Source organism: Aeromonas sp. AE23HZ002T15 (assembly GCF_054165525.2).
In genome coordinates, this window is record NZ_CM201342.1 from 3,993,373 (window position 1) to 4,015,060 (window position 21,688).

The 21,688-nt window shown below is 58.0% G+C and carries 29 protein-coding genes; 9 read left to right on the plus strand and 20 right to left on the minus strand.

Translation table 11 applies throughout. The features are described 5' to 3' along the window. Positions 1-53 precede the first annotated feature (53 nt). The 3 genes from ACT5M9_RS18655 to ACT5M9_RS18665 are packed head-to-tail and all read right to left on the minus strand — an operon-like array spanning position 54 to position 2,499. On the minus strand, positions 54-1,235 hold the full coding sequence (locus tag ACT5M9_RS18655) for a M20 metallopeptidase family protein (RefSeq protein WP_457979752.1): 1,182 nt from the start codon (positions 1,233-1,235) through the stop codon (positions 54-56). Further along, positions 1,235-1,684, minus strand: a complete 450-nt coding sequence (locus tag ACT5M9_RS18660; protein ID WP_042016367.1) for a hypothetical protein — start codon at positions 1,682-1,684, stop codon at positions 1,235-1,237. Before ACT5M9_RS18660 ends, ACT5M9_RS18655 begins: the two co-directional genes overlap by 1 nt. Next, positions 1,681-2,499 carry a DUF3100 domain-containing protein gene (locus ACT5M9_RS18665; RefSeq protein ID WP_457979750.1) on the minus strand — a complete coding sequence of 273 codons (819 nt, stop codon included), beginning with the start codon at positions 2,497-2,499 and terminating at the stop codon, positions 1,681-1,683. Before ACT5M9_RS18665 ends, ACT5M9_RS18660 begins: the two co-directional genes overlap by 4 nt. Before the next feature lie 294 nt (positions 2,500-2,793). Between ACT5M9_RS18665 and ACT5M9_RS18670 the strand changes: the two genes are divergently transcribed. Beyond that, positions 2,794-4,032 carry a GNAT family N-acetyltransferase gene (locus ACT5M9_RS18670; protein ID WP_457979748.1) on the plus strand — a complete coding sequence of 413 codons (1,239 nt, stop codon included), beginning with the start codon at positions 2,794-2,796 and terminating at the stop codon, positions 4,030-4,032. Positions 4,033-4,189: 157 nt separating this feature from the next. Next, entirely contained in the window at positions 4,190-4,696 is a 507-nt protein-coding gene (locus ACT5M9_RS18675; RefSeq protein ID WP_438550018.1) for a GNAT family N-acetyltransferase, read from the plus strand. Positions 4,697-4,780: 84 nt separating this feature from the next. Here ACT5M9_RS18675 and ACT5M9_RS18680 read toward each other — a convergent pair whose 3' ends face one another. Beyond that, on the minus strand, positions 4,781-5,821 hold the full coding sequence (locus ACT5M9_RS18680) for a GGDEF domain-containing protein (RefSeq protein ID WP_457979746.1): 1,041 nt from the start codon (positions 5,819-5,821) through the stop codon (positions 4,781-4,783). 253 nt (positions 5,822-6,074) lie between these two features. Next, positions 6,075-6,575, minus strand: coding sequence for an SRPBCC family protein (locus ACT5M9_RS18685; RefSeq protein WP_457979744.1), 501 nt, complete (start codon positions 6,573-6,575; stop codon positions 6,075-6,077). 179 nt (positions 6,576-6,754) lie between these two features. Here ACT5M9_RS18685 and ACT5M9_RS18690 point away from each other — a divergent pair, with 179 nt between their 5' ends. After that, the gene (locus tag ACT5M9_RS18690) at positions 6,755-7,186 is read left to right on the plus strand and encodes a GNAT family N-acetyltransferase (RefSeq protein WP_457979743.1); all 432 of its coding nucleotides are present in this window, start codon (positions 6,755-6,757) and stop codon (positions 7,184-7,186) included. 147 nt (positions 7,187-7,333) lie between these two features. Here the strand turns inward: ACT5M9_RS18690 and ACT5M9_RS18695 are convergent, their stop codons facing one another. The 10 genes from ACT5M9_RS18695 to ACT5M9_RS18740 form a co-directional block, all read right to left on the minus strand. After that, positions 7,334-8,509 carry an Arm DNA-binding domain-containing protein gene (locus ACT5M9_RS18695; RefSeq protein ID WP_457979741.1) on the minus strand — a complete coding sequence of 392 codons (1,176 nt, stop codon included), beginning with the start codon at positions 8,507-8,509 and terminating at the stop codon, positions 7,334-7,336. A gap of 156 nt (positions 8,510-8,665) precedes the next feature. Continuing rightward, positions 8,666-9,103: a hypothetical protein gene (locus tag ACT5M9_RS18700; protein WP_457979739.1), complete on the minus strand. Its 438-nt coding sequence runs from the start codon at positions 9,101-9,103 to the stop codon at positions 8,666-8,668. Positions 9,104-9,431: 328 nt separating this feature from the next. Further along, positions 9,432-10,010: a phage N-6-adenine-methyltransferase gene (locus tag ACT5M9_RS18705; RefSeq protein ID WP_457979737.1), complete on the minus strand. Its 579-nt coding sequence runs from the start codon at positions 10,008-10,010 to the stop codon at positions 9,432-9,434. A gap of 50 nt (positions 10,011-10,060) precedes the next feature. Then, positions 10,061-11,149 carry a coiled-coil domain-containing protein gene (locus ACT5M9_RS18710; protein ID WP_457979736.1) on the minus strand — a complete coding sequence of 363 codons (1,089 nt, stop codon included), beginning with the start codon at positions 11,147-11,149 and terminating at the stop codon, positions 10,061-10,063. 48 nt (positions 11,150-11,197) lie between these two features. Then, on the minus strand, positions 11,198-12,181 hold the full coding sequence (gene bet / locus ACT5M9_RS18715; RefSeq protein WP_457979735.1) for a phage recombination protein Bet: 984 nt from the start codon (positions 12,179-12,181) through the stop codon (positions 11,198-11,200). Further along, positions 12,178-13,023, minus strand: a complete 846-nt coding sequence (locus ACT5M9_RS18720; protein WP_457979733.1) for a PD-(D/E)XK nuclease-like domain-containing protein — start codon at positions 13,021-13,023, stop codon at positions 12,178-12,180. The genes bet and ACT5M9_RS18720 overlap by 4 nt, the downstream gene beginning before the upstream one ends. Then, positions 13,020-13,427 carry a hypothetical protein gene (locus ACT5M9_RS18725; RefSeq protein ID WP_457979731.1) on the minus strand — a complete coding sequence of 136 codons (408 nt, stop codon included), beginning with the start codon at positions 13,425-13,427 and terminating at the stop codon, positions 13,020-13,022. Before ACT5M9_RS18725 ends, ACT5M9_RS18720 begins: the two co-directional genes overlap by 4 nt. After that, positions 13,424-13,786, minus strand: coding sequence for a hypothetical protein (locus ACT5M9_RS18730; RefSeq protein WP_457979729.1), 363 nt, complete (start codon positions 13,784-13,786; stop codon positions 13,424-13,426). The genes ACT5M9_RS18725 and ACT5M9_RS18730 overlap by 4 nt, the downstream gene beginning before the upstream one ends. A gap of 2 nt (positions 13,787-13,788) precedes the next feature. Next, complete coding sequence (locus ACT5M9_RS18735) at positions 13,789-13,980, minus strand: hypothetical protein (protein ID WP_457979728.1); 192 nt, start codon at positions 13,978-13,980, stop codon at positions 13,789-13,791. 17 nt (positions 13,981-13,997) lie between these two features. Beyond that, entirely contained in the window at positions 13,998-14,273 is a 276-nt protein-coding gene (locus ACT5M9_RS18740) for a helix-turn-helix domain-containing protein (RefSeq protein ID WP_457979726.1), read from the minus strand. Between the two features lie 196 nt (positions 14,274-14,469). Between ACT5M9_RS18740 and ACT5M9_RS18745 the strand changes: the two genes are divergently transcribed. Beyond that, entirely contained in the window at positions 14,470-14,823 is a 354-nt protein-coding gene (locus ACT5M9_RS18745) for a hypothetical protein (protein WP_457979725.1), read from the plus strand. A gap of 123 nt (positions 14,824-14,946) precedes the next feature. Here ACT5M9_RS18745 and ACT5M9_RS18750 read toward each other — a convergent pair whose 3' ends face one another. The 4 genes from ACT5M9_RS18750 to ACT5M9_RS18765 form a co-directional block, all read right to left on the minus strand. Next, the gene (locus tag ACT5M9_RS18750; RefSeq protein WP_457979724.1) at positions 14,947-15,717 is read right to left on the minus strand and encodes a tetratricopeptide repeat protein; all 771 of its coding nucleotides are present in this window, start codon (positions 15,715-15,717) and stop codon (positions 14,947-14,949) included. Positions 15,718-16,031: 314 nt separating this feature from the next. Next, complete coding sequence (locus ACT5M9_RS18755) at positions 16,032-16,277, minus strand: hypothetical protein (protein WP_457979722.1); 246 nt, start codon at positions 16,275-16,277, stop codon at positions 16,032-16,034. Between the two features lie 298 nt (positions 16,278-16,575). Beyond that, positions 16,576-16,755, minus strand: a complete 180-nt coding sequence (locus ACT5M9_RS18760; protein WP_457979720.1) for a hypothetical protein — start codon at positions 16,753-16,755, stop codon at positions 16,576-16,578. Between the two features lie 202 nt (positions 16,756-16,957). After that, positions 16,958-17,638, minus strand: coding sequence for a helix-turn-helix domain-containing protein (locus ACT5M9_RS18765; RefSeq protein WP_457979719.1), 681 nt, complete (start codon positions 17,636-17,638; stop codon positions 16,958-16,960). 65 nt (positions 17,639-17,703) lie between these two features. Here ACT5M9_RS18765 and ACT5M9_RS18770 point away from each other — a divergent pair, with 65 nt between their 5' ends. The 5 genes from ACT5M9_RS18770 (at position 17,704) to ACT5M9_RS18790 (ending at position 20,406) form a co-directional block, all read left to right on the plus strand. Continuing rightward, complete coding sequence (locus tag ACT5M9_RS18770; RefSeq protein ID WP_457979718.1) at positions 17,704-17,922, plus strand: hypothetical protein; 219 nt, start codon at positions 17,704-17,706, stop codon at positions 17,920-17,922. Positions 17,923-17,960: 38 nt separating this feature from the next. After that, positions 17,961-18,350 carry a hypothetical protein gene (locus ACT5M9_RS18775; protein WP_042642167.1) on the plus strand — a complete coding sequence of 130 codons (390 nt, stop codon included), beginning with the start codon at positions 17,961-17,963 and terminating at the stop codon, positions 18,348-18,350. A 4-nt stretch (positions 18,351-18,354) separates the two neighbouring features. After that, positions 18,355-18,573 carry a hypothetical protein gene (locus ACT5M9_RS18780; RefSeq protein WP_457979716.1) on the plus strand — a complete coding sequence of 73 codons (219 nt, stop codon included), beginning with the start codon at positions 18,355-18,357 and terminating at the stop codon, positions 18,571-18,573. Between the two features lie 124 nt (positions 18,574-18,697). Continuing rightward, positions 18,698-19,738 (plus strand): phage replication protein O, encoded by a 1,041-nt coding sequence (locus tag ACT5M9_RS18785; RefSeq protein ID WP_457979715.1) that lies wholly within the window; start codon positions 18,698-18,700, stop codon positions 19,736-19,738. Beyond that, a complete protein-coding gene (locus tag ACT5M9_RS18790) occupies positions 19,738-20,406 on the plus strand; it encodes a replication protein P (protein ID WP_457979713.1) in 669 nt (222 codons plus the stop codon). The genes ACT5M9_RS18785 and ACT5M9_RS18790 overlap by 1 nt, the downstream gene beginning before the upstream one ends. A 62-nt stretch (positions 20,407-20,468) precedes the next feature. Here ACT5M9_RS18790 and ACT5M9_RS18795 read toward each other — a convergent pair whose 3' ends face one another. Then, positions 20,469-21,479 carry an SMEK domain-containing protein gene (locus ACT5M9_RS18795; RefSeq protein ID WP_457979711.1) on the minus strand — a complete coding sequence of 337 codons (1,011 nt, stop codon included), beginning with the start codon at positions 21,477-21,479 and terminating at the stop codon, positions 20,469-20,471. Positions 21,480-21,688: the final 209 nt, after the last annotated feature.

Below are 21,688 nucleotides of genomic sequence, written 5' to 3' on the forward strand. Positions count from 1 at the left end.
CGAAGATCCGGGCGCCGATCAGCGGGCTGCCGCCGATCCCCCTTGTCTGTCTGTCAGTCGGTCCTGGTCGCCAGGTTGACGAAGATCTGGGCTCCTATCAGCAGGCAGTCGTCGTCCAGGTAGTAGGGGTTCGCATGCAGGTAGTTGCAGATCCCCTTGGCCTGACAGCCGCTCCCGAGGAAGAACATGGCCCCCATGCGCCCCGGCGTGGCGTTGATCATGTAGCTGAAGTCCTCGCTGCCGGTCATGGGCTGACCCTGGGCATTGATGCCCTCGGCGGGCAGCACGGGGCTCGCGGCCTGACGCAGCCGCTCGCAGGCGGCGCCGTGGTTCTCCACCGCCGGGTAGCCGGCATAGACCATGCTGGTCTTGAAGCCGCGCAGCTCGCTCTGGGCGACCATGTCCTTGAAGCTGTTTTTCAGGATCTGATCCGTCTCGGCGTCCATGGCCCGTATGGTGCCACGGGCCTGCACGTGGTCGGCCACCGCATTGGGGATGGTGCCGCCGTTGATCATGCCGCAGCCGAACACCGCCGGGCTGAAGGGGCTGGTGCGCTTGGCAACGATATAGTCCATGTCTTCGATGATGCGCACCGCCTCGCGGATGGCGTCCAGCCCCTTGTGGGGGGTCGAGCCGTGGGCCGAGATGCCGTGCACCTCCAGGGTCCAGGCCGAGCCCCAGGAGGACATGACCCCCTGGTTGAACTTGATGGTGCCCGTCTCCATGGCGCCGTCGTTGTGCAGGGCGTAGACCTCGTCCACCCCCTCCATGCAGCCGAGTTCCACCATCTTGCCGGCCCCCGGCACCCGCATGTCCTCTTCCGCCATCTGGAAGATGATGCGCACATTGTATTGCAGCCGATCCTGATGAGCGGCCAGGAACTTGGCGGTGGTGAGGGCTATCGCCATGTGGGAGTCGTGGCCGCAGTTGTGGGCCATCCCCTCGTGGGTGGACTTGAACGCCACCTCGCTCATGTCGTGCATCTCGAGGCCGTCCATGTCGGCGCGAAACGCTATGGTGGGCAGGCTGGGGTCTATGTGCAGATCCCCGTGAAAGCCGGTGAAGCCCGGGTAGTCGGTGATCTTGTAGCCGAACTGTTCCATCAGCTGACGGCAATAGGCCGAGGTCTTGAACTCGGCGCCGGAATATTCCGGGATGCTGTGCAGGTGGTGGCGCACCTCGCAGCTGAAATCACGCAGGGCGAGCAGGTCAGGTTCGATATGGTAGTCGTGCATCAGATGATCCCTTGAATGGAGAAGCCGAGTTGGGCAACCAGCGAGGCGCCGAAGAAGCAGCAGGTGGAGACGATCATGAAGATGAGGATCACCTTCCATGACATCTTCTTGAGCTCCTCGAGTTGACCGCCGACGGAGAGGCCGGCGAAGGCCAGGAGCGGCACGCAGCAGGAGAGGAAGGAGATCTTCGCCACCGCGTCGATGAAGAGGCCGCGCACCGGGGTCTCCGGCAGGCAGATGAGGATGCCGATGATGGTGGCATAGGCAAAGGCCGGCAGGGAGGAGGGCAGGTAGCGCTTGGTCACCAGGGAGGCGAACACCACCAGGGACATGGCGACGAAGCTGTCCCCCATCTGCCAGAGCGGCAGGCCGCTAGTCAGGGTCTGGGTGAACATGGCCAGCAGGATCGCCAGGAAGACGAAGCGCATATCCATCACGATGCTTTTCATGCTTGCTCTCCTTTGGAAGAGATGGCGAAGATCTTCTCGGCAAGGGGCAGTCCCAGATAGGTGAGGGAGAGGGCGCCGAGGGCGGAGGAGAGCAGGTTGGAGGCGGCGGCGATGCTCAGCACCTGCTGGGCCAGCGCCTCGTCCAGACCGTTGATGAGGGCGCCGGAAGCGGCACTCAGCATGGAGCCTGAGCCGACCCCTGAGCCGGCGGCCAGGGCCAGCGGATGCAGGCCGGTCAGCGGGGCTATGCTGCCGAGCACGCTGAACCAGAGGGTGCCGATGACGGAGCCGCACAGGTAGATGGCGAGCACGCCTATGTACTCCTGGGAGCCGGTGCCGAACTTGCCCTGAATGACCGCGACCGAGGGTTCACGGCTGATGGAGGAGCAGGCCCCGATGGCACGGCGGCCGAAGCCGAACTTCACCGCCAGCGGGATGGCGATGAGGATGGGCAGGAGGTTTCCTATCTCCTGCAGGAAGAGCGGCACCCCGACGCTCAGGATCATCTTGAGGTTGGGGATGATCATGCCGGCATACTGGGTGCCGAGGATCAGCAGGCTGAAGCCCACCATCTTGCCGCAGAAGCCCTCTTCTTTCTCGGTGAAGAGCTTCTTCCAGCCGGGAATACGATCCTTGACCGGTTTGGCGGAGACTATCATGCCGATGATGACGGCGAACAACATGGGCAAAATGGGGATGATGGCGATGCCGATCCTGATCTCCTGTTTCCCAATCAGATACTGGGCCACGAAGATCAGCAGGGCGGTCGCCAGGGTACTGACTAACACCGTCTTGAGGGGAGTGGTTTGCTGCATAATCTTTTCTCTTGTTATGCATGATTATTCATGAACCCGCGCTGGTGGTGCATGATGTGGCCATGATAGGAAGGGAGAGACCCCATTAATGTGACCTTCATCAAGGCGGACATATGGCATTTTTTCATGGGGTATGCCGTTTAACCATGATGAAAATAGGGTTTAACAGCCGGTTAGCAGGCTGTCATGCTAGCGGTTGAACCGCGGCCCGTGACGGGACGCAGGGTGAGGAAGTTGCATACGGCAGGCTCTCCAGAATGCCCTGCCATCACAGCTGCGCACCTTGGGGGAAGGATGGAGTTATTGATTGAAGGGGGCCTCTGGCGGCCCCATTGGCTGGCGGCCCTGCAGGCATGGCGGGGGCAGGGGCACAGCTGGCAACTGCTGCAGAGCAAGCGGGCCGGGCGGGATCCACAGATCCCGGCTCCCTGGGCGGCCTGCCCGCCGGACGGCACCCTCTCGGCCAGCGCGCTGCTCGCCGCCTGGCTGGACGGGGACGAGGCCCCCGTGATGGCGGCCGATCCGAGCCACCAGATCCTGATCTGCGCCTCCAGCGCCCTGCTGATCCTGGCCAAGGAGAGCGGTCTGCTCACCCTGGGGCCGGTGGGGGCGGATCTGACCCTGGGACCGGACGACGATCTGGCCGATGTGCTGGGACGGTTGCTCGCCCGGCGCCTCTCCATCCCCGAGCTGCGTGAGCCGGGCCCGGAAGCCCTGGTGCTGCGCCCCTTGCGGGCGGAGGATGAGGGCGAGATCGCGCGCTACTGCGCCGACGGCACGCTCGCTCGCTATACCCTCAACATTCCCCACCCCTATCCGCCGGAGGCGGCCCGGGACTGGCTCGCCATGAGCGGGCGCAAGGCCGCTCTCGGCCTTGGCCGAACCTGGGCGCTGAGCCTGCCAACCGGATCTGAACCTGCCCCCTTGCTCGGGGTCATCTCGTTGCACTGGAGCGGGGAGCTCGCCTGGTGGGTGGGGGTCCCCTGGCAGAACCGGGGGCTCGCTACCCGGGCGGCGACCCTGGTCAAACGCTTTGCCTTCGAGCAACTGCAATTGCCCGCCCTGACGGCCCGCCATATGCCGGACAACCTCGCCTCCGGCAGGGTGATGGCCAAGATAGGCATGCACTGCTGCGGGGTTCGGGCCGAGGCTGACGGTCAGGGGAAGCTCAGCCACTGGCGACTGGATCGCTCCCCCATCCTGTCCGCCCCCCTGCGGGCTAGCCTGATCCCCTGGCTCGAGGGCGAGAGGGTAGTGGTGGCCATACTGCACGGCCCCTGGGAGTGGGAAGGGAGTGGTAATACCCCAGAGCTGGCGCTCTTTATGGATGACGAGATGGATGGCGAGGGGTGGGGAGACACGCCTGGGCGGACGACGGCCGGGCTGGTGGTGAGATGCCATCCCGTCTCATGGCTAGAAGGGGAGGGACCCCTCTCCTGGACCCACGGGGATGGCGTGCTGCTCAAGGAGCGGGGAGCGCTTGGCCTCAACTATCTGCTGGCTCTGCGGGATCCAAGGCGGGGGGATCGCTGATACCGCATCGGGTGGGATGAGCGGGTCGCGCGGGGTCCGTCCCCGCGGTCGCATTCGTTTTCCTGAGTCCGGCCTCCCATTTTCGGATAAAGCCATTCAGGTCGGGGGGCACTTGTGTGGAATAATGGCCGCCCTGCCGTACGAGGAGTTATGCCCTATGTTGAGAACCGAGCGTCCCGGCGACATGCTGCCAGTCTATGAGCTGGTGAGCGCCGCCTTTGGCCGATCCGATGAGGCCGAGCTGGTCAATCGCCTGCGCGAATGTGGGGCCGCCGTGGTCACCATGGTCGAGGAGGAAGAGTACGAGTTCATGGGACACCTGATGCTGAGCCCGATCACCATTAACGGTCAGGAGGGTCCCTGGCTCGGTCTGGCGCCGGTGGCCGTGCACCCAGACTGGCAAGGGCAGGGCATCGGTTCGGATCTGGTGCGTGAAGGGCTGGATACGGCGCTGGAGATGGACTGGAAGGCGGTGGTGGTGCTCGGGGATCCCGCCTACTACGCCCGCTTCGGCTTTCGTCCCGCCAGCGAGTTTGGCCTGAACTGCATCTACGAGGTGCCCGCCGACTGCTTCATGGCGATGGAGCTGCAGCCCGGTGGCCTCGCTGGGCTGTCAGGGGAGGTGCTCTATCACCCCCTGTTTGACGAGATGGAAGAAGAGTAACGCGTCTACCCTCTCCTGAGTCCATGATGCAAGGATGCCGCTCCCCAAGGGGAGCGGCATCTGTTTTGGGTCGCCGGAAAGTCGTCAGGAGGATTGCTGCTTGGCCTCGTACATCGCCTTGTCGGCCCCCTCGATGAGCTCGTTGGCGGTGACGAACTGCTCATTCCCCGTCACGCAGATGCCGATGCTGATGGAGTACTCGGGGTAGGCGGTGGTGAAGGCGGCCTCGATACGATCGCCGATGTGCAGGGCGGTGGCCCGGCTCGCCTCCGGCAGGATGACGCAGAACTCGTCGCCACCGATCCGGCAGGGGAAGTCCGACGCGCGACAGCTCTCGGTGATCGCCTGTCCCAGGGTTTGCAGGACCTCATCCCCCTTCGCATGGCCGAAGGTGTCATTGATGAACTTGAACTTGTTGACGTCGATGTAGATCACCGACAGGAAGCTCTTGCGGCGGATGGCCGCATTGAGCTCACGCATGATGGTGCGATGCATGGCCCGCTTGTTGTAGAGCTCGGTGAGGGGGTCCCGCTCAGCATGGGCGCTCAGGATCTTGGACTTCTCCTCCAGCTCGCGGGCATAGGTCTCCATCCGCTTCTTGGCATTCTCGACCGCACTCAGCAGGGTGCCGATATAGGTGTCGAACACCAGTGCTGTGTCGAAGCTGATGAGCTTGTCGAGGGCCCGCAGCACCTGGGGCAGCTCGGACGGGTTGGCCATGTGCTCGATCAGCACGTCTTCCACCAGGTATTTGAGGGTACAGCTGGCGGAGAGGTAGAGCTTGGGTTCGACGCCGATGCGCTTGTGCACCAGGCCTATCCGCAGGCGGCTGTTGACATAGGCGTTGTCGTAATGGCCTGAGAACAGCTCCTGGATGTAGCGGCGCTGGGCGTTGCGCAGCCGCTGCAGGGTGTCGGCGTCGCCGATCAGCAGGGCTATCTCGTCAAATTGCGTCTGCTTGTCGTAGAACTTGGCGACCAGGCTGTCCAGATGCTGCTCTATGATGGACTGTTGCTGCGCCAGCAGATCCAGCTCCCCCTGGGTCAGCTTGAAGAGCTCCATCCGGCGTTGGATTTCGATCTCATTGATGTTGAATTGCTCAAGCAGTGTTTTCTCGATCAACATGGCTACCTCATGTTCCCCGGCTTGGGGCCGAGGTATGGCTCTTATTATGTGTTATCTCGTGATGGGGCAGAGAGCATTCTCTGCCGGAGGCAATACTTTCATGAATAGCCGGTGTTGATGAAGGTTTCAATATTATCTGTTTGTTTTTATTGATAAACACTGCTTAACGCAGGGCTTTCATCCCTGCCGGGTGAGAGGCGACAGCCCGCGCTATTGCCCCGCCATTTCGGCTTGGAAAGGCCGGGGCCGGCCATCACTGTGCCAGTGCCTTGAGCTGCTGCCGGGTGGGGGGATTGCTCCAGTCGATGGGGCCGTGGGTGAACCTGTATTGCAGCCTGGGGAGGCTTATCTCCAGCCACTCTTCCCGGAAGTAGGCATAGCCGAGGTCCCAGTCGGGATCGTTGGCCCAGCCGGTCTGCAGGAAGTGAAGGCGGGTGCCCTGGCCTTCCGGCACGAAGCGCAGGCTGATGAGGGTCTTCTGCTGGCGGATATGGGGGAACTGGGCGGGGAAATTCCAGCTGAAGCTGAGCAGGTCGTGAGGCATCACCGCCATCACCCGGCACCCCTCGCTGCCTCGCTCACCCAGGGGGGCATCCGGCCGGAAATAGATCTCGAACGGGCCGTTTGGCTCGGCCACCATCAGGCACTCCGGGGCCAGAAAACTGCGCAATCCGCTCTCCGTGGTCCAGGCTCGCCAGACATCGTCGATGTGGGCCGGAACCAGAATGCTGCCTTCGATCTGCTTGTTATCCATAAATCAGTGAACCTCGAACCAGTCATGGATGGGACCCAGGCAGTATAGCCCCTCGGGCGATAAAATAGGCAGCCCTGGGTCACGCATTATGTATTCAAGAGGGTCTGTGCTGTGTATTTGACAGCGCGGCGGGATCCACCGCAAAGTGGGCGAGGACGACTAGGAAAAAGGACATCTTCATGATCAGAGCGATGCGAGCGGCGGATGCGCCCGTGCTGGCACAGTTGTTCCTCAAGGGCAGGCGGCAAGCCTTCGAGTGGGTCGAACCCTCCCTGTTCCGGCTGGAGGATTTCGCCGAACAGACCCGGGGGGAGCGGATCTGGGTGGCGGAGAAGGGGGGTTCCCCCTGCGGCTTCGTCTCCATCTGGGGGCAGGAGAGCTTCGTGCATCATCTCTATGTGTCGGCGGACTGGCATGGGCAGGGGGTCGGTCGGGCTCTTCTGGCCGAAGGGCTGGCCGGATTCAAGCAACCGGCGTCCCTCAAGGTCGCCACCCGAAACACCAGGGCGCTGGCTTTCTATCATCGGCTGGGGTGGGAAAACACGGACGAAACGGGCCATTGCGACATCACAGGCCCCTGGCGGCGGTTGGTGCTGACCGCCGAGGAGTGATCTAGGCGATAGATGGCGTGAACACCGGCAATCGAGCATAAAAAAGGGCCACTTCCTGCGAAGTGGCCCTTTCCAAACGTTTGGTGGAGCTGGGGGGATTTGAACCCCCAGATTGAGCAGCTTTACCAATTGAACTATAAGGCTTTTTTATTTCTCGGCTGGATTTTGGATCAGGATTGGCGCTTTTGAGGTCTGGCCATCGTACTCGGAAAGGTAGGATCCGTAGTGCCGAAACAGCATCTCCGGCCCCTTATGTCCCATCTGGCTGGCGAGCCAAAACAGGTTGCAGCCGCGGCTGATGTTGGCGGTCGCGAAGGTGTGGCGGGTCTGGTAGAGGTGGCGGTAGCGAACGCCGGACCGCTTGAGGGTATATAGCCAGGCTTTCTTTCTGATGGCATCCGCCCCGGCCCATGGATGGCCGAGTTTGGGGTCATCAAATACATAGTCTCCCCGCATGAAGGTAAACCGCTTCTGGCTGGCCAGTGCTGCCAGCGCATCGCCGGTCAGCTCAATGGATCGCGTACCGGCTCTGGTCTTGGTGGTCTTGATGACGCCGACCACCTTGGCGCTCGATACCTGCACATTGCAGCCGATCCAGTCGATGGATGACCAGCTCAGTGCGCAGATCTCCGACGGCCGCATGCCGGTAGCGAAAGCGAAAGCAAACAGGTTGGCCCATTGCTCGTTGATACCGCCGGCGGTCGATATGATGGCGGACACCTCTTCCGGGGTGAACGGATCCACGTCCTTGGCTCCCCCTTCAGGAGTTGAACTCCCGTCCAAATATCGGGAGACGGTGACCAGAGATACCGGGTTGGAGGTCAGCAGGCCATCCGTGACCGCCTCGTCGACGGCACTGCGCAGGAATGACAGCCGGTTGCGGGCGGTCTTGGCAGTGGTGTCACTCCTTACCAGCCAGTTCTTCACCTGGGCGGGGGTCAGCTCTGACACCGTGATCTCGTGCAGGTCGGCCAGCGCCTTGTGGCACTTGCGGTACCCGACCATTGTGGAGGGGCTGAGCCCCCGGCGTTCACATTGCTGCAGGTATTCGTCCAGATAGTCGGAGACCTTGGCGGCGATCGAGGCACCGCCGAACATGCGCAGCTTCTTGGACTTCGGGAAATAGTCTGCATAGGCGAATTGGCTACGCTCAATCTTGCCCTGGATCTCCCCGAGAAGGCGCCCGGCATAGCGCACGTTGGCAGTGGTGTTGGGCAGGTTGGACAGGGGCTCACGACAGCGAACCCCTTTGAAGGTGAAGGTGATATTGATGGTCTCACCACGGACGGTCACGCCGCGTGGGAGCTGTTTTTCATTGCCCACTTTGTTACCTCCGCGATGTTCACCCAGCGTTCCTTTACTCCGTCCACGTTGACGATATGCACCCCAAGCTGCCAGATGCCACGCTGGATCCGCTTATTAATGGTGTCCCGATCGGTAAGCTCGATGGTGCTCAGGTAGGTGCTGAGTGGGATGGCGTCAGGCATTCTCAGTATTGTGAGTTGGCCCGGGATCTGGCTTTTTGCGGGGTCGATTACTGTTCCCATGGTAGTTGGTCCTCGTCAGTTTGGTTATTTCATCCCGGCCGGCTCGGTTGTAGAGGAAGCATTCCACCTGCTTCCTGCTGCTGACCGCCTGGTCAAGGCGGTACTCCCCGAACGCCGGGCGTTTGAGTTGGTGCTGGTTGGCCAGCCGGCCTATGGCCTGGGCACTGACCCCCAGCTCCTTGCCCAGCTCGGTGGCACTCCAGAGCTGGCCAGTAACCCGGGGCGCTTCGATAGGCAGATCGAAGTGCGCCAGGATGCGGCCGATCTCGGCGAGCTTGGCCGAACGGGAAAGGGTGGGGGAGCGCACGGTGCTGACCAGGTCGTTGAGTAGTTGGCTGTCCTGGTCGACGGTCAGTTGAAGTTGTTTCATGGCATGGCCCTCCTGTTCCAGAGGATGGGGCGCCAATTGGATTGAAGGAAGGGCCGTGATTTCTTCGTCCCATATCCGGGGACCAGTTTAGTTCGCCGGCTATGCTCGCCAGCCGCGGTACCCGATAAAACCAGGATCCCGCACCCGTCGAAATGGCAGGACGGGAAGGTGAGCTATCAGAGTCTTAAGCTGGGGGTTATCTGGCTGGCTGTCGATGGTTACCTGGGCGCCGGGGTTGATGCGGAGGTATCTGGCACGGGTTTCTTCGGCTTCGGTGCGGGTCAGCCCTTGCTGAATGATAGGTTCACGGTAGCGCATGGCTCTCCTCTTAGGCTGCAACACTGATAGGCTCTGCTCCGGCCAGCAGCAAGGTCAGTTTGCTGACATCACGGATCCGGCATTTGCTACGCCAGCCCGGGGCGAAGATGAGGAACATGGACCCCTTGGGGTTGCCCTTCATCTCCTCGCCGGTGGCTTTGTTGATGAAGCTCACCCGGCCGTTGCGCCATTTGCCATTGGTATCGTGGTAACCGGTTATGTGCCTCACCTCGCTGGCGCGCTCGCCGGGGTACCACTCCGTGCTGGTGTCCTGGGGGACCAGCATAACGGTGCCAATGCCGCGGTCCTGCTGTTCGATGGCCTTCTCCACCCAGGGGCCGATATCGGAGTAAGGAGGGTTGAGCCAGGCCCATGGGGCCCTTACCGACGGGCTGATAAAGTCACCCCAGTCCACACTCAGGGCGTTGATGTCCGGGGTGAGGTACTGTGCACACAGAGCCGTCTCTGGTAGAGCTGCGGCATCGAGGGTGAAGTTGAACTCCCGATCCAGGGCTCGGAATAGGTAGAGCGGGGTTTGAGTCATATCCCGACAGTTGGATGAAGTGGTTGAGCCGCGGTAATCGGCCATAGATAGTCTCCTTATTGTTACCGAGAACGGTCGTGTGAGCGGCGGGGTTCTCAGTAATTGATGGCTAGGTGGGCGATTTTGTGACTGGCGATGTGTTTGATGAGGTTGACCGCCTTTTCCTCTTCAATTCCTAGGCCCATTAGGTCCATCAGGATGGAGCTGTTAATCCGGCCTCGGTGCTCGCGATCGGCAAGACGGAGGGCTTCCGCCTCATCCTTGAGACGCTGTTCGTTGGCAATGCGCTGGCGCTCTTGTTCCGCAGCCCGGGCCGCGGCTTCTTCAGCCTGGCGCGCAGCGTTGGCTTCAGCCTGCTGGCGAGCGAGCTCAGCGGTTTCTGCAGCGCGCCGGGCCTGCTCTTCACGTTCACGCGCAGCCTGAGCCTGGCGCTGGGCTTCCAGCTCGCGGTGCTGTGCAGCTTCTCGTTCCATGCGCTGACGCTCTTCTTCCTGCTTACGGGCATACTCTGCAGCCTGTTCGGCTATCAGGCGCTCGCGGTCGATGCGCTCCTGTTCAACCTGCTTCTTTCGCAGCGCTTCTAGCTCGGCCTGTTCGGCTTCGTACTTCTGGCGGGCCTCCAGCACCTCACCAAGCCGTTTGGCCGCAAGCTCTTTGGAGACAGTCGCCTGGGGCAGCAGTTCTTGCCAGGTATCGTCCAGCTCGGTCTGTTCGACCTCCAGCAACATGGCTTTCAGATCTGGCGAGGGGAGCTCTATGTTCGCAGAGAACCCAAGATCATCTATGCGAGTCAGCCGGGTTTGAAGAGCCGCAACCCGGCCGGCTTCGACCTCTTCAAACTGGGTCAGCGGGGCGCGCACCTCGTCTTTAAGGGCGTCAAGAGTGTCGCGGATTTGTTTGCGATTGGCGTCGATGCGCTTCGGGATCTCCTTGAACTTGTCCGTCTGCTCCTTGCCGAGCCCATCCAGATAGGTCTTGGTGCGGGCGACGGCATGGGCGATGCTGGCGATCTCCTTGCGCCCCTTGGCGGTGGTAGTGTCGGGCACCAGGCTGGTCGCTTTTTGGCGGATGTCGGCCAGCAGTTCAGCTACGCCCTGACCCTCGGTGAACAGGGCGACGGCGGTGGTGGGTTCGATGACAACCAGCTGGGTGGTGTCGGTCTTGGTCTTGGCTTGTTCGGTCATGGCGGGTCCTTGGGTATGAAAAGGCCCGTACTAAACGGGCCTGGTTAGTTATTGATGGTTACTGCGTTCGGCGTCGAGCTGGCGTTTGCGCTCACCGGCGATCTGCTTGATGCCGGCGATGATGTTGTTGTCTCCGGTTTCGTTGGCCCAGGTCCAAGCGGCGGTGTAGGCATGTTGCCACTCGGTAGTTTCGCTGGAGCCTTCTATAGCGGCACTGTGGTCTGCGTAGGCGCTGGCGTGATCCACCAGTTCGGTTGGTTCTGCTGCTTGCTCGTGCTCAAGGGTGACCGACGTAGCGTCTTGGTTACGCATGGCATCCAAGGCTCGGCTTGCTGGCTTGGTTGATGACTGAGGCGGCTGGTTGTCGGGGATCTCGTTGATGATGATTTCCTTGCCTTCCATTTCCTCGGCGGTGGGCTCGCTACCGATTTCCGGCCAGGCTTTGCGCAGTGCTTGTGCCTCCGTGCATTTGGCCAGCTGAGCGTAAGGGCGCTTACGCCACATGGCGTTGGGGCATTCAGTCTTGCTGCTCTGGGTGGCGTAGTTTTCCTTCCAGCGCTCCAGGGCATGGAAGGCCACCCGCTGCCCATTCACCATCTTGTAGACGGTGTACTTGCACCACTGCGGGTAGGTGACCTTGATCTTGTTCTGCTGGTTGTAGGGGTCTTGGAACTCTTCTGTCACATCTGGACCAAATACCGGTTCGTCAGCTCCGGCGTAGTTGCCTGAGCGGTCAGCCTGGATCCGGTACATCCCGATCCCCGGCATGGGCACATCCCGCCAGACCTTATCTTTTGTGCGGGCGTCGGTTACCTGCATTGGTACCAGATGGACTGGCTTGAGCAAGATATCGAGCCCGCGCGCCTTGCAGTAGTCGATAGCCATTACTACTGAGTCAGGGTTGGCACCTGGGTAAATGGTATTGCACAGGGCGTTCCAGGTCGGCTCGTCGATACCACGCTGGACGAGTATCGGGAACTGGGCGGCGAAGTTCTCTACCGCCTGCTGCTTGATGCTGGTGATGTTGCTCATGCTGCTTTCCTTGTCGCCCAGGCTGGGCGCTGGAGGGGTTTGAAGTCGTGCCAGTCGTTGTTGACCCGGCATTCGTGGAAGCGCTGGAGGTCACGGCGAAAAAGGTCCTTGCCAGCCTCCTTCCAATCGTCGGGGAGGGGCCGCACCCGCACCGGGTAGCGGCCGCAGTTAACGCTGGTGCTGACGGCCAGAAAGACAAAGTCCGGCTGCTCGCCCATCACTCGGTGGAACCCTTCGGAGTACATGGCGTCCTGCACGTGGTAGCGGAAGTCTTCGACGTGGCGCTCGAAGCGCCCCATGTCGTCCACCGATTTTACGTCCAGGATGATGGGGTGCCCGCTCAGGTGGCGGTCAGGGCGAACCCGGCACAGCTCTTCGGTCTGGGGATCAATCCAGTAGAAGGAGGCTTCACTGTGCCCCTCCTGCTCCAGTAGCCAGCGTGCGTCGGGATGGGCCAGCACACTGTCGCGCATCAGCTGCAGCTTGCGGCCCTCCTCAGCGTCCATCACCGTCTTTCCCAAGGTGGCGCAGCCGGCCAGAAACTCTGCCTCGGCTTCCTTGCCGGCGTTGGTGCGGCGGTTGAACTGCGGGGCAATGATGAAGCGCTGTTCGAACTCTTCCGGCTCGAGCAGCAGGCAGTGAATGGCGCTGCCCATGTCGAAGGCCTTGAGTTTCTCCTCATCGACGGGGGCATCTTTGGCCCAGATATAGGTGGCAGGGCTTTCGGCTATCTGGTCGAGCTGGCTTTTGCTGACCCCAGGACCAGCGTGATACTCCTCGTTGGATAGACCAAACACCCGCCCGAGCGGGTGCATTTTGGAGGAATCGGCGATGGCGTTCATGCTGCACCGCCTTTGGTTTTGGCGATGGCAGCTCTGGCCTTCATGATGGTCGGTATGCCCTCTACGCCATTGGCGAAAGTGACACCTGCTCCAGCTATAAGCGGCCCGCCCATAACTTTGGCGAGATGCTCTGTTGTGGCAACAAGCGCAGCCAGCAGCTCGCCGCACTGACGATCCAGCTCCAGCAGCTCGGTACCGACGGCAGCAACAACCCCTTTCTGCTCCAGCTCATCGGTCGGCAGGCCACGGCAAGCATTCACGCAGGCCACGATGCGGCGCGCGTTGGCTGCTTGGTCAGGCCCAAAGCAGGACAAGATGTATTCACCGTTATTTAGTTGGTCACTTTCTGCGGCAACAAAATCGTCGCTACTCCGCAACCAAGGCTCCTGTGTGTGCTTGCTCATGCTGCGCTCCTGTGTTGGTACTGCTCCCACTGCTCCTCGCTCATGGCGTCGTGCAGGGCGGCAAGGTGGTTACTCCAGGCGTCGTGGGCCAGGTCGGTCAGTCCTTCGTCCAGCACCTGCTGGATCTGGAGGGTGAGCGGAACTTTGTCACCGGACACCATCAGCAGGTAGATGGCCTGATTGAGTTGTGCGGCCCGGTCGGCATCCACCTCGGCGAGTAGGGTGGCCGCATCGGTATCGAGCTGACCGGCCAGCAGTAGTGGGAGGCTGGCCTCAGTCCACGCAGCGATCCACTCTGCCTTTGCGTTGGCCTCCGCCTCCTGGCTTTCGAGTAGGGCTTGCAGTGTGTTTTCGTTCATGGCTAAAGCTCCATTTCAAGCCGGAGGGCGCGCTGTTCTTGATACACCTCGATAGCGCGGCGTGTGGCAGTGCGTTTATGGGCAGCCCGGCGCTCTTCGGTACCGGGCTCGACGTTCACGCTGTAGCGTTGCTCCGTACGGGGCGGCATTGAGCCGCGAAAGCCCATCACCTGGGCTTCGGTCAGTTGCTTCATGAAGAGTTCCTCTACATTCAGGCTGCTTTGGCCGGTAGTTCGCCCTGTCCGGTCGTCAGCCAGGTGAAGTGGGCTGAGAGCTCGGGGTGTTGTGCTATCAACAACAGGGTTCCGCCGCTGATTTCCCGGTAGTTCAGCTCGTAGTTCTTGAGCGTGGTGGGCGGGATGCCCAGCATGTCGGCGAACTTGGGCCGGCTCAGGCCGAGGTGCTCACGCAACTGGCGCAGGCGCTTGCGGCATGCGTCATTGAGAGGGGGGATGGTCAGGTTGCTTTGGTCGGTACGCTTTTTCATGGTCGGGTCCTTTGGTGGTTGTGAGCAATGCAGTCGTGCGATGGGCGTTACATGGGGCTTGTTTATCCCTTGTTTGCTTTCGCTAGTATCAAATAGGAACTTTCTCTACTGATATTTGTGTCAGATGAGGTGGTTGTTTATTCCAGCTAGGTTTCTCGTGCGGTATTCACCGCAGCAAACAAGGAGGTCTTAAAGGATGAAAACAATTATCTCTGCAGTCATCACTGCCATGCTGTTGGTGTGTTCTCAAAGTGCGCTGGCTGCTTATCTCGATTTCTCTCCGAATTGGGATGCGCCATCCACAAAGCCAATGAGTAAAAGGGCTGCTACCAACGTGGTCATGCAGTGCAAAACAGTCGCGGCCTATAGCAATATGGCTGGCGCCAGATCGGGGGCCATGGTTGTAGCTGGACCTCATGAGACAGCGACGGATAAAAAGACCCACCTGACGGTGCGGCTCTATAAAGACAACGTGCATCAGAAGTCATGTCACGTATACACGGGTAAGAATATGGACTACAGCAGCTGTGGCTGTGAGTATGTCGATTAACGTGTAGTCACGATGCGCCTGCTTTTGCAGGCGCTTTTTCATGGTCGGGTCCTTTGGTGGTGAAAACAAAAAAACCGGCACGAGGGCCGGGGTTATTTAATAGGTCTTGCGAAGTTCACCGCTTCATTTGTACTGCTTGTAATATTGAATAGATAAATCACTAGCCTCCTTTAATTGCGATGCAGTGAGTTGTTTTTCAAATTGTTCCATTGAACGGAAAGCAGGAATGAACGTATTCCGCCCAGCTGTAAAGTACCAAGCATAGGCTTGGACCAAGTCCTTTGGTACGCCGCGTCCTTCATAATACAGTGAGCCTAGTATGTATTGGGACTCGGCATGGCCTTGCTCGGCAGCTTTGCGGCTCCAAAAATACGCTTTCTCATAATCTTTAGGAGCGCCAATCCCTTGTAGATACAGTAGGCCTAGTCTGGACTGCCCTGGGGCGAAGTCCTGTGCGGCGGATTTACTGAGCCACTCAAAGGCTTGTTTTTCATTTTTGAGTATCCCATCGCCATTTATGAGCATGGTTGCAATGTTCATTTGCGATTCGGGTTCACCTTGTTCAGCTGCCTTTTGATACCAATATGCAGCTTTGCTCGCATTCTGTGGAACACCCAACCCCTCGTAGTACATTATTGCGAGGAATGCTTGTGCGTGCATGTGACCTTGCTCTGCCGCTTGCTGGTACCAAAATGCAGCTTTCTCATGGTCTTTCGGGAGGTTAGATCCAGCTTCGTAAGCCAACGCAAGCTCGAATTGTGATTTGGCGTTTCCTTGTTCAGCTGCTTGAATCATTACCTTCATTGCATCTGACGTGTCAGCTATCGTGGCAGACGAAAACATAAATGATATTCCTAGTGCTACGACAGCTAGTGCCATTCTTATCCGGTTCATAACTCCTCCATATCAAGATGGGGGCATTATGACACCGTTCCAGAAAAAACTAACAGCCTGCAACCCCCTGGTGCAAGAGGCTCTAGGCTGGCCACTATTGACAGTGGCCGGTGTTCACGATCACACACCGCTTTCCGGTTTGACGGGCTATCGGCGCATCCCTACCGGCATCGGGATTGGTGGTTGTGAGCCGGTTCCAGATTGTGAAAGAGCGGTGCAACGCTGAATTCAGGTTGCAGTTAGCCAAAGCATCCTTGAGATGCTTGAGAAAGAGGCTTTGGCTACGGCGCTATCAGGGAAGCGCCAGACCCGGGTCAGACGGCGTTGCGGTGGAACTCTGCGCGCCAGTGGAGGAGGGCGCTGTGCCTGGTGAAACCAGTGTTTCGAAGCTGGGCTGCTCGAGCTGCAACGATGTGGTGTTGCTCGGCGGCCAGCATGGCCACAAAGAGGCGCTGTTTAAGTGCGCGACGGCGTGCTGCGTTACCGTTCAGCCTGTCGGCGAAGGCCTCAAGCATCTGGTCGGCGCGTTTCGCGGCTCTGGAAAAAATGCGCTTGGTCATGGTACATTTGCTCCTGTTGACGGGTTGGTCCTCGTTAACTCCTTCCTCGCTTTGGCGTGGATGGGTCCTGTTGCTGGGGTTGGTCCCCTGGTAACAATCCGATTGGGGTGGTACCCCAGTCCTTCAAAGCCCGCCTTGTGCGGGCTTTGTCGTTCTTACGCGCTGGTCAGGCGCCTTCTACTTTTCCCTGGTTAGGGGCGGGTCCTGTTGCTGGTGGCCGATGATTTGTCTCAACCGGTTGAGCACTGAGGCAATGCTCATTCGGTTGAGTGCTCCCGCTCTCGGCGGGAGCGACTGGTTAGGCTGCTGCTTGCAGGCAGCCTGCACGGGCCCGGTGTTCCTTACCGGCCTCGGTCTTGACGGTGTAGAACAGGCCGCCACCGCGGCGTTTGCCCAGGTCAGTGATGTCGATGATCACGGCCGGCACGGTGACGCGGGTCCGGGGGTTGGTGTACTGCACAGGGTCATTCACTTTCATGGTTGGTCCTCTGGGTAGTGATTTTGGTCTTGGTTGCTTCCTGGAATCGCATCTCACAAGTAGTTGCCAATCTGGAACAAATTCATTGTTGCCAAAAGACAACTGTATGTCAACGATGATTCCAAAAGGAAACTGAAAAATTTTTCGAAGGCAACAAAAAGCCCGCTCATGGCGGGCTGCATTGAATAGCGGGGGGCGGTGGTTATCTGCGGATTTCTACGACCTTGCCGAGCGTGATCAACTCTTTAGCTGTTAGGCTCCCGACTCTAGGATCATCAACTCCATACCTCCAGCAGTCTAAGCCCTTGATGGCTCGTAGAAGGCGGAACTGGTCACTGGAAATGATCTTAACCAGCATGATGTCACCATGATCTGGGGCCGTGTCTCCGAGGTCAATAAGGCAGGTGACGCCAGTAATTATGCCTGCATCTTTCAGTTGATCATCATCAGCTTCGAGAGCAAACAGGTGGCCTTCACGTTCCGTAGCTAGTGATTTTCCTGTATTGGTGTGAGGCCATGCGTCGCTGATATGGTCTCTTTGCAAGGCAGCCATAGTCCATACAGGGACAAGACCAGGGCCAGCTTCAATGTCACTGATCAAGCTGTCTGCTGAGCGTCCCAAGAACAGCCACACCGGGTCTATCCGGAGCGCCTTGCCAATGGACATCAGGCTACTAGCCCTTATCTCGCGCCCGGGCTCATTGAGCATGCGACTTATAACCGCCTTGCTCACCCCGCTCTTTCTACTGAGATCGGCAGGTGACACCCCCATCTCTTTCATTCGAGCTTCAAGGCGCTCAGCAAAATTCTTCATCACTTCACCAATGTTGCTTTCTTGCACCAAGTCTACCGCGGTGGTGATTGTCAAAGGGGCACTGATCATCTTGACTTAAATTTCCTTTTGGCAACAAAATGGCGCTTCAAAGACCACATGATGAGGACCAACCCATGCGCATTGAGGATGTCGAACAGTATTTCGGTAATGCTGCCAAGGCCAGTGAGGCTATCGGCATTGACCGATGCAACTTCTCTAAGTGGAGGAAGCACAACAAGGGCGTAGTGCCTGCAAACCATGCTGTCAGCTTTGTTATCCATAGCGGGCATTCACTCGATATGGGATGGGAGGATTACCGACCAGAACAAACCGAAATCCAACAGGCCGCCTGACCACCGGCCTGAGTCATAACCACTAGAGGACCAACACCATGGGACGACCAGCATTACCTGATCACGCCAAGCTTGATGTGATCCCTGCGCTGAAGGTGCGCGGTACCCCAGCCCACCGCCAGGTGTGGCAAGAAGTCGGCGCTGAGCTCCAGCTGACCGAAACCGCATTCGCTCGCACCTCTCTGCTGCTCCTGCTCAGGGCTATATCACAGCATGAACCCCAGATCCTGACGAGGGCCGTCAAACGCGCCAATCGAAGCCTCATCGAACAGGGCTACCCCCTGGTAACCGTGGAGGAAATCCTGGAGGGATCCGGCTTGCCTGAGCGCGGGCTGCTCACCTTCACCCACCTCGATGAGGAAACCTACGAAGTAGAGCGCCCCAAGCGTCCTCTGCAAAAGCTCATCGATTTCGTTCTCAGGAGGTAACCCCATGACTACGCAACTCAGGCCGCCGCGCCCGGCGTCACAGCACGTCAGCGATCGGGACAACATCGTCTTGAAGGCGGTGATCCACGAACTGGCGCTCGAGCTGGATACGGCGCTCATCCCGACAGCGCACGCTGCAGGTACCGACCGGCAGGCCCTGCGCCTGGCCCGCGAGCTGCAGGCCCGCTCAGCTGAACGTGCTGAGGCTCAACCTAGCGCATAGCTACAACCTGCCCGCCTAACCACCGGGCAGAAACACCACAGGACCCATCAATGACCAAACCAACCCAGGCCCCTGGGGCCGACCTATTGCGCCTTTCCTCACTGCTCGATCAGGAGGTGGTGGCATGAGCGCAGTCATCAAGTTCCCGGGGGCAAGTGCTCCCATCCAACAGCCTGTTAGCCGAGGATGCAACGTGGACGATAACCGCCGAAGCGGGTATGTCCTGCTTTTCAAGAGCATGAAGGATAGTCCCTTCTACAAAGACCCATCCCGCAAGGCGCTGTGGATCCACCTGCTGATAGAGGCCGTTCACGAGCGTACAGAATCCACCTTCAACGGTAACCGCCTGACTCTGACACGAGGCCAAGTAGTCGGGTCAGCACGCTATCTGGGGGAGGCATGTGGCGTTTCAGAGGACAGTGCGAGACGGAGCCTGGATGCCTTCGAACGGGAGGGCATGATTACCAGGATCAGCAAGCAGGGGACTAAGGGATACACACTGATCACGATACTCAATTATGACCCTTACCAGCGCGGAGTTTCAGAACACATTGGCGCGGAGTTACCCGCGGAGTTAGAACCCGCATCAGATAAGGGGTTAGAGGGGGTATCGCAATCTGATGGCGCGGAGTTATCCGCGGAGTTTCACGCCGAAGATCTAAACAATATAAACAATAAAACAAGTAAAGATCTTAAACCCTTCTCGTCGAAGAACGCTGACGCGCTCCCCGACGCCGGGAGCGATGAGTCGGTTTCTGCGCCCGTCGAGAAGATCCGACCCGATGCTGTAGTTCAGACCCCGAGTGGAAAATTCTGGGGCACCCAAGACGACCTGACCGCAGCCGAGTTCATCCATGGCAAGGTCCTAGTGGTGAACCCGACGGCCAAGGTGCCCAACTGGCCGCAGTGGGCGAACGAGATCCGCTTGATGCGGGAGCAGGACGGGCGAAGCCATCATGAAATCTGCTCGCTGTTCAAGTGGGCCAATCTCGACCCCTTCTGGTCTGCCAACGTGCTATGCCCCAAGACCCTGCGCAAGCAATGGGACAAGCTCACCGCCAGGCGTGCTGGTGTGGTGCGCCAGCCGGCGCGCGGCGAAGAATGGGATCTGACCAAGACCATGACCGCTGAAAAGCTCAACCAGTTGATCGGGGAGGGGTTCTGATGACCATGAAACCGTTAAGCGAGGTGCTGGCCAACATGCCGAGCGAGATCCCGCCGGTGCCGGTTCACCCGGTTGCTGCGGTGGTAACCGAGCAGGATACCCAGGTGGTCGCCATGCTGTTCGAGCAGCTCAAGGTGATCTTCCCTGCCTGGCAGAGGGCCTTCCCCAATCCCGAAATGCAAGCCAGGGCATTGCGAGAGTGGACTGTGGCGCTGGTCGAGGCCAACTGCACCAGCCGTGATCAGCTGAGCCAGGGAATGCGTACAGCACGAAGCCAGGGAGGGGAGTGGTTCCCGAGTACCAGCAGGTTTATCAAGTGGTGCCAGGTCACCCCCGAATCGCTGGGATTGCCGACGTTGGATACCGCGCTGGTCGAAGTGCGGACCCGCCGGTATACCCATCCCGCAGTAGAGTTGGCTGCCAAGGCTACGAGCTGGGAGCGGCAGACGCTGAGCCTGGATGCCTACCGGCCGGTGTTCGAGCAGGCGTATACCCAGTTGCTACGGAGGGTTGTTGCTGGGGAGGATTTGGGAGTGGAGGTACTGAAGGGATTACCGAGGAGGGAGCAAATTCAGCACAGCCCGGAGTTCTACCAGGAGACGGGGCAACGAGGGGTTGCTAGTCTCAAGGCGTTGTTCAGGAGGGGTGGAAAAGAGACACCGGCCTGAGGCCGGTGTTGGGTGGTAACTTGAGCTGTGCATATATACTTAAGTGAGATAGGTATACTATATCAAACGCTATTATCAGATAATGATGTATAGTCACAGTCAACAATTATTTTATGTAGCATTCCATGGTCATTTTTCGTGAATTCTTTTAATAGAGATAAAGCATTTTCGCCATGAACTGATGGTGCGTAAATTTCAAATCTCTTTAGATTGTTATCATCTTCATAAGTAATTAAACCGGCCTCAGATAATATGTCATAATGACCTCTAAGTTGCTGATGTGGCAGCTTGAGATAGGATTTAATATCTTCAGGTATTGCATAGAAACTATGTGACATTATACCGTTGTTTATTTTTCCTCTGAATACTAAGGCAAATAGATATTCTCTTGTTTCTCTTGTTAGTGCATGTATTTTTTCTGATAGTAATCGAATTTCATTGTATTCATCGGCGTAATCACTCGCATCGAAATTATGATACTCTAGAAACTTATTTACATTATCAGGGAATGTTATCACTGATGTTTCCACTTTACTTAGAAGACTATTTTCGTCGGCAAGAAGTGATCGTAATTGAGACAGCTCACCTGTAACGAATCCATGCATATTAGAGATTTCATTAATACTAAGATTTTCAATTTTGTGTAGCAACATATCAATATCTATGATGTCACACCTTTTATCGAAAATAAATTTATCTTGAGTGTTGAATTTAGATGTGTACGTTTTAACATCTGTGAGTATAAATATAATCAATCGATTGTATTTTTTATGTAAGTCATGTTCTATGAATTTATCAATCGTTTCATGGATTTTTGATGCGGAATTTTCAGATGTTATTTGAACACTTATGCGATTGCGCTGATCACCTAAATCAATCGCGGGAAAGTTGGATTGTGAATTGTTTAGGTTCTTAAGCTCCCATTGGTACGTTCTATTCAAAATCTCACAAAAAAATGATTCTGCTTGCTTATTTATATCATAAAGCCCTCTTTTACTTCTAGACTTAAAGATATATCTTAATATAGATAGGCAAGTTAGTATTTCTTCAAATTTTTTAGCAGTAGTAAACATGTGGTCCTCATCATTTAGTTCAGAGAGTAAATCAATGTTGCCTATTAGGCTGCACTAGCGCTTCATGTAATTTAGCTAAGTCCCGCTCTAAACCTCCAATGGGCCGCAGGTGGGGCTGCGCATGAAGTATTCATAGGGGGGGGGAGTACAATGTAAAGTTGGATGAATGCACATGATATAGCCTCACCAAGTTAGGTGAGGTCTATTGA

Coding starts and splice junctions, on each gene's coding strand:
- ACT5M9_RS18675 (WP_438550018.1), top strand. CDS start 4,190: ATGTTGAGAACCGAGCGTCCCGGCGACATGCTGCCAGTCTATGAGCTG.
- ACT5M9_RS18770 (WP_457979718.1), top strand. CDS start 17,704: ATGCGCATTGAGGATGTCGAACAGTATTTCGGTAATGCTGCCAAGGCC.
- ACT5M9_RS18760 (WP_457979720.1), bottom strand. CDS start 16,755: ATGAAAGTGAATGACCCTGTGCAGTACACCAACCCCCGGACCCGCGTC.
- ACT5M9_RS18725 (WP_457979731.1), bottom strand. CDS start 13,427: ATGAGCAAGCACACACAGGAGCCTTGGTTGCGGAGTAGCGACGATTTT.
- ACT5M9_RS18680 (WP_457979746.1), bottom strand. CDS start 5,821: ATGTTGATCGAGAAAACACTGCTTGAGCAATTCAACATCAATGAGATC.
- ACT5M9_RS18720 (WP_457979733.1), bottom strand. CDS start 13,023: ATGAACGCCATCGCCGATTCCTCCAAAATGCACCCGCTCGGGCGGGTG.
- ACT5M9_RS18775 (WP_042642167.1), top strand. CDS start 17,961: ATGGGACGACCAGCATTACCTGATCACGCCAAGCTTGATGTGATCCCT.
- ACT5M9_RS18795 (WP_457979711.1), bottom strand. CDS start 21,479: ATGTTTACTACTGCTAAAAAATTTGAAGAAATACTAACTTGCCTATCT.
- ACT5M9_RS18735 (WP_457979728.1), bottom strand. CDS start 13,980: ATGAAGCAACTGACCGAAGCCCAGGTGATGGGCTTTCGCGGCTCAATG.
- bet (WP_457979735.1), bottom strand. CDS start 12,181: ATGAGCAACATCACCAGCATCAAGCAGCAGGCGGTAGAGAACTTCGCC.
- ACT5M9_RS18685 (WP_457979744.1), bottom strand. CDS start 6,575: ATGGATAACAAGCAGATCGAAGGCAGCATTCTGGTTCCGGCCCACATC.
- ACT5M9_RS18755 (WP_457979722.1), bottom strand. CDS start 16,277: ATGACCAAGCGCATTTTTTCCAGAGCCGCGAAACGCGCCGACCAGATG.
- ACT5M9_RS18700 (WP_457979739.1), bottom strand. CDS start 9,103: ATGAAACAACTTCAACTGACCGTCGACCAGGACAGCCAACTACTCAAC.
- ACT5M9_RS18765 (WP_457979719.1), bottom strand. CDS start 17,638: ATGATCAGTGCCCCTTTGACAATCACCACCGCGGTAGACTTGGTGCAA.
- ACT5M9_RS18665 (WP_457979750.1), bottom strand. CDS start 2,499: ATGCAGCAAACCACTCCCCTCAAGACGGTGTTAGTCAGTACCCTGGCG.
- ACT5M9_RS18670 (WP_457979748.1), top strand. CDS start 2,794: ATGGAGTTATTGATTGAAGGGGGCCTCTGGCGGCCCCATTGGCTGGCG.
- ACT5M9_RS18740 (WP_457979726.1), bottom strand. CDS start 14,273: ATGAAAAAGCGTACCGACCAAAGCAACCTGACCATCCCCCCTCTCAAT.
- ACT5M9_RS18660 (WP_042016367.1), bottom strand. CDS start 1,684: ATGAAAAGCATCGTGATGGATATGCGCTTCGTCTTCCTGGCGATCCTG.
- ACT5M9_RS18705 (WP_457979737.1), bottom strand. CDS start 10,010: ATGGCCGATTACCGCGGCTCAACCACTTCATCCAACTGTCGGGATATG.
- ACT5M9_RS18780 (WP_457979716.1), top strand. CDS start 18,355: ATGACTACGCAACTCAGGCCGCCGCGCCCGGCGTCACAGCACGTCAGC.
- ACT5M9_RS18690 (WP_457979743.1), top strand. CDS start 6,755: ATGATCAGAGCGATGCGAGCGGCGGATGCGCCCGTGCTGGCACAGTTG.
- ACT5M9_RS18745 (WP_457979725.1), top strand. CDS start 14,470: ATGAAAACAATTATCTCTGCAGTCATCACTGCCATGCTGTTGGTGTGT.
- ACT5M9_RS18790 (WP_457979713.1), top strand. CDS start 19,738: ATGACCATGAAACCGTTAAGCGAGGTGCTGGCCAACATGCCGAGCGAG.
- ACT5M9_RS18655 (WP_457979752.1), bottom strand. CDS start 1,235: ATGCACGACTACCATATCGAACCTGACCTGCTCGCCCTGCGTGATTTC.
- ACT5M9_RS18785 (WP_457979715.1), top strand. CDS start 18,698: ATGAGCGCAGTCATCAAGTTCCCGGGGGCAAGTGCTCCCATCCAACAG.
- ACT5M9_RS18730 (WP_457979729.1), bottom strand. CDS start 13,786: ATGAACGAAAACACACTGCAAGCCCTACTCGAAAGCCAGGAGGCGGAG.
- ACT5M9_RS18710 (WP_457979736.1), bottom strand. CDS start 11,149: ATGACCGAACAAGCCAAGACCAAGACCGACACCACCCAGCTGGTTGTC.
- ACT5M9_RS18750 (WP_457979724.1), bottom strand. CDS start 15,717: ATGAACCGGATAAGAATGGCACTAGCTGTCGTAGCACTAGGAATATCA.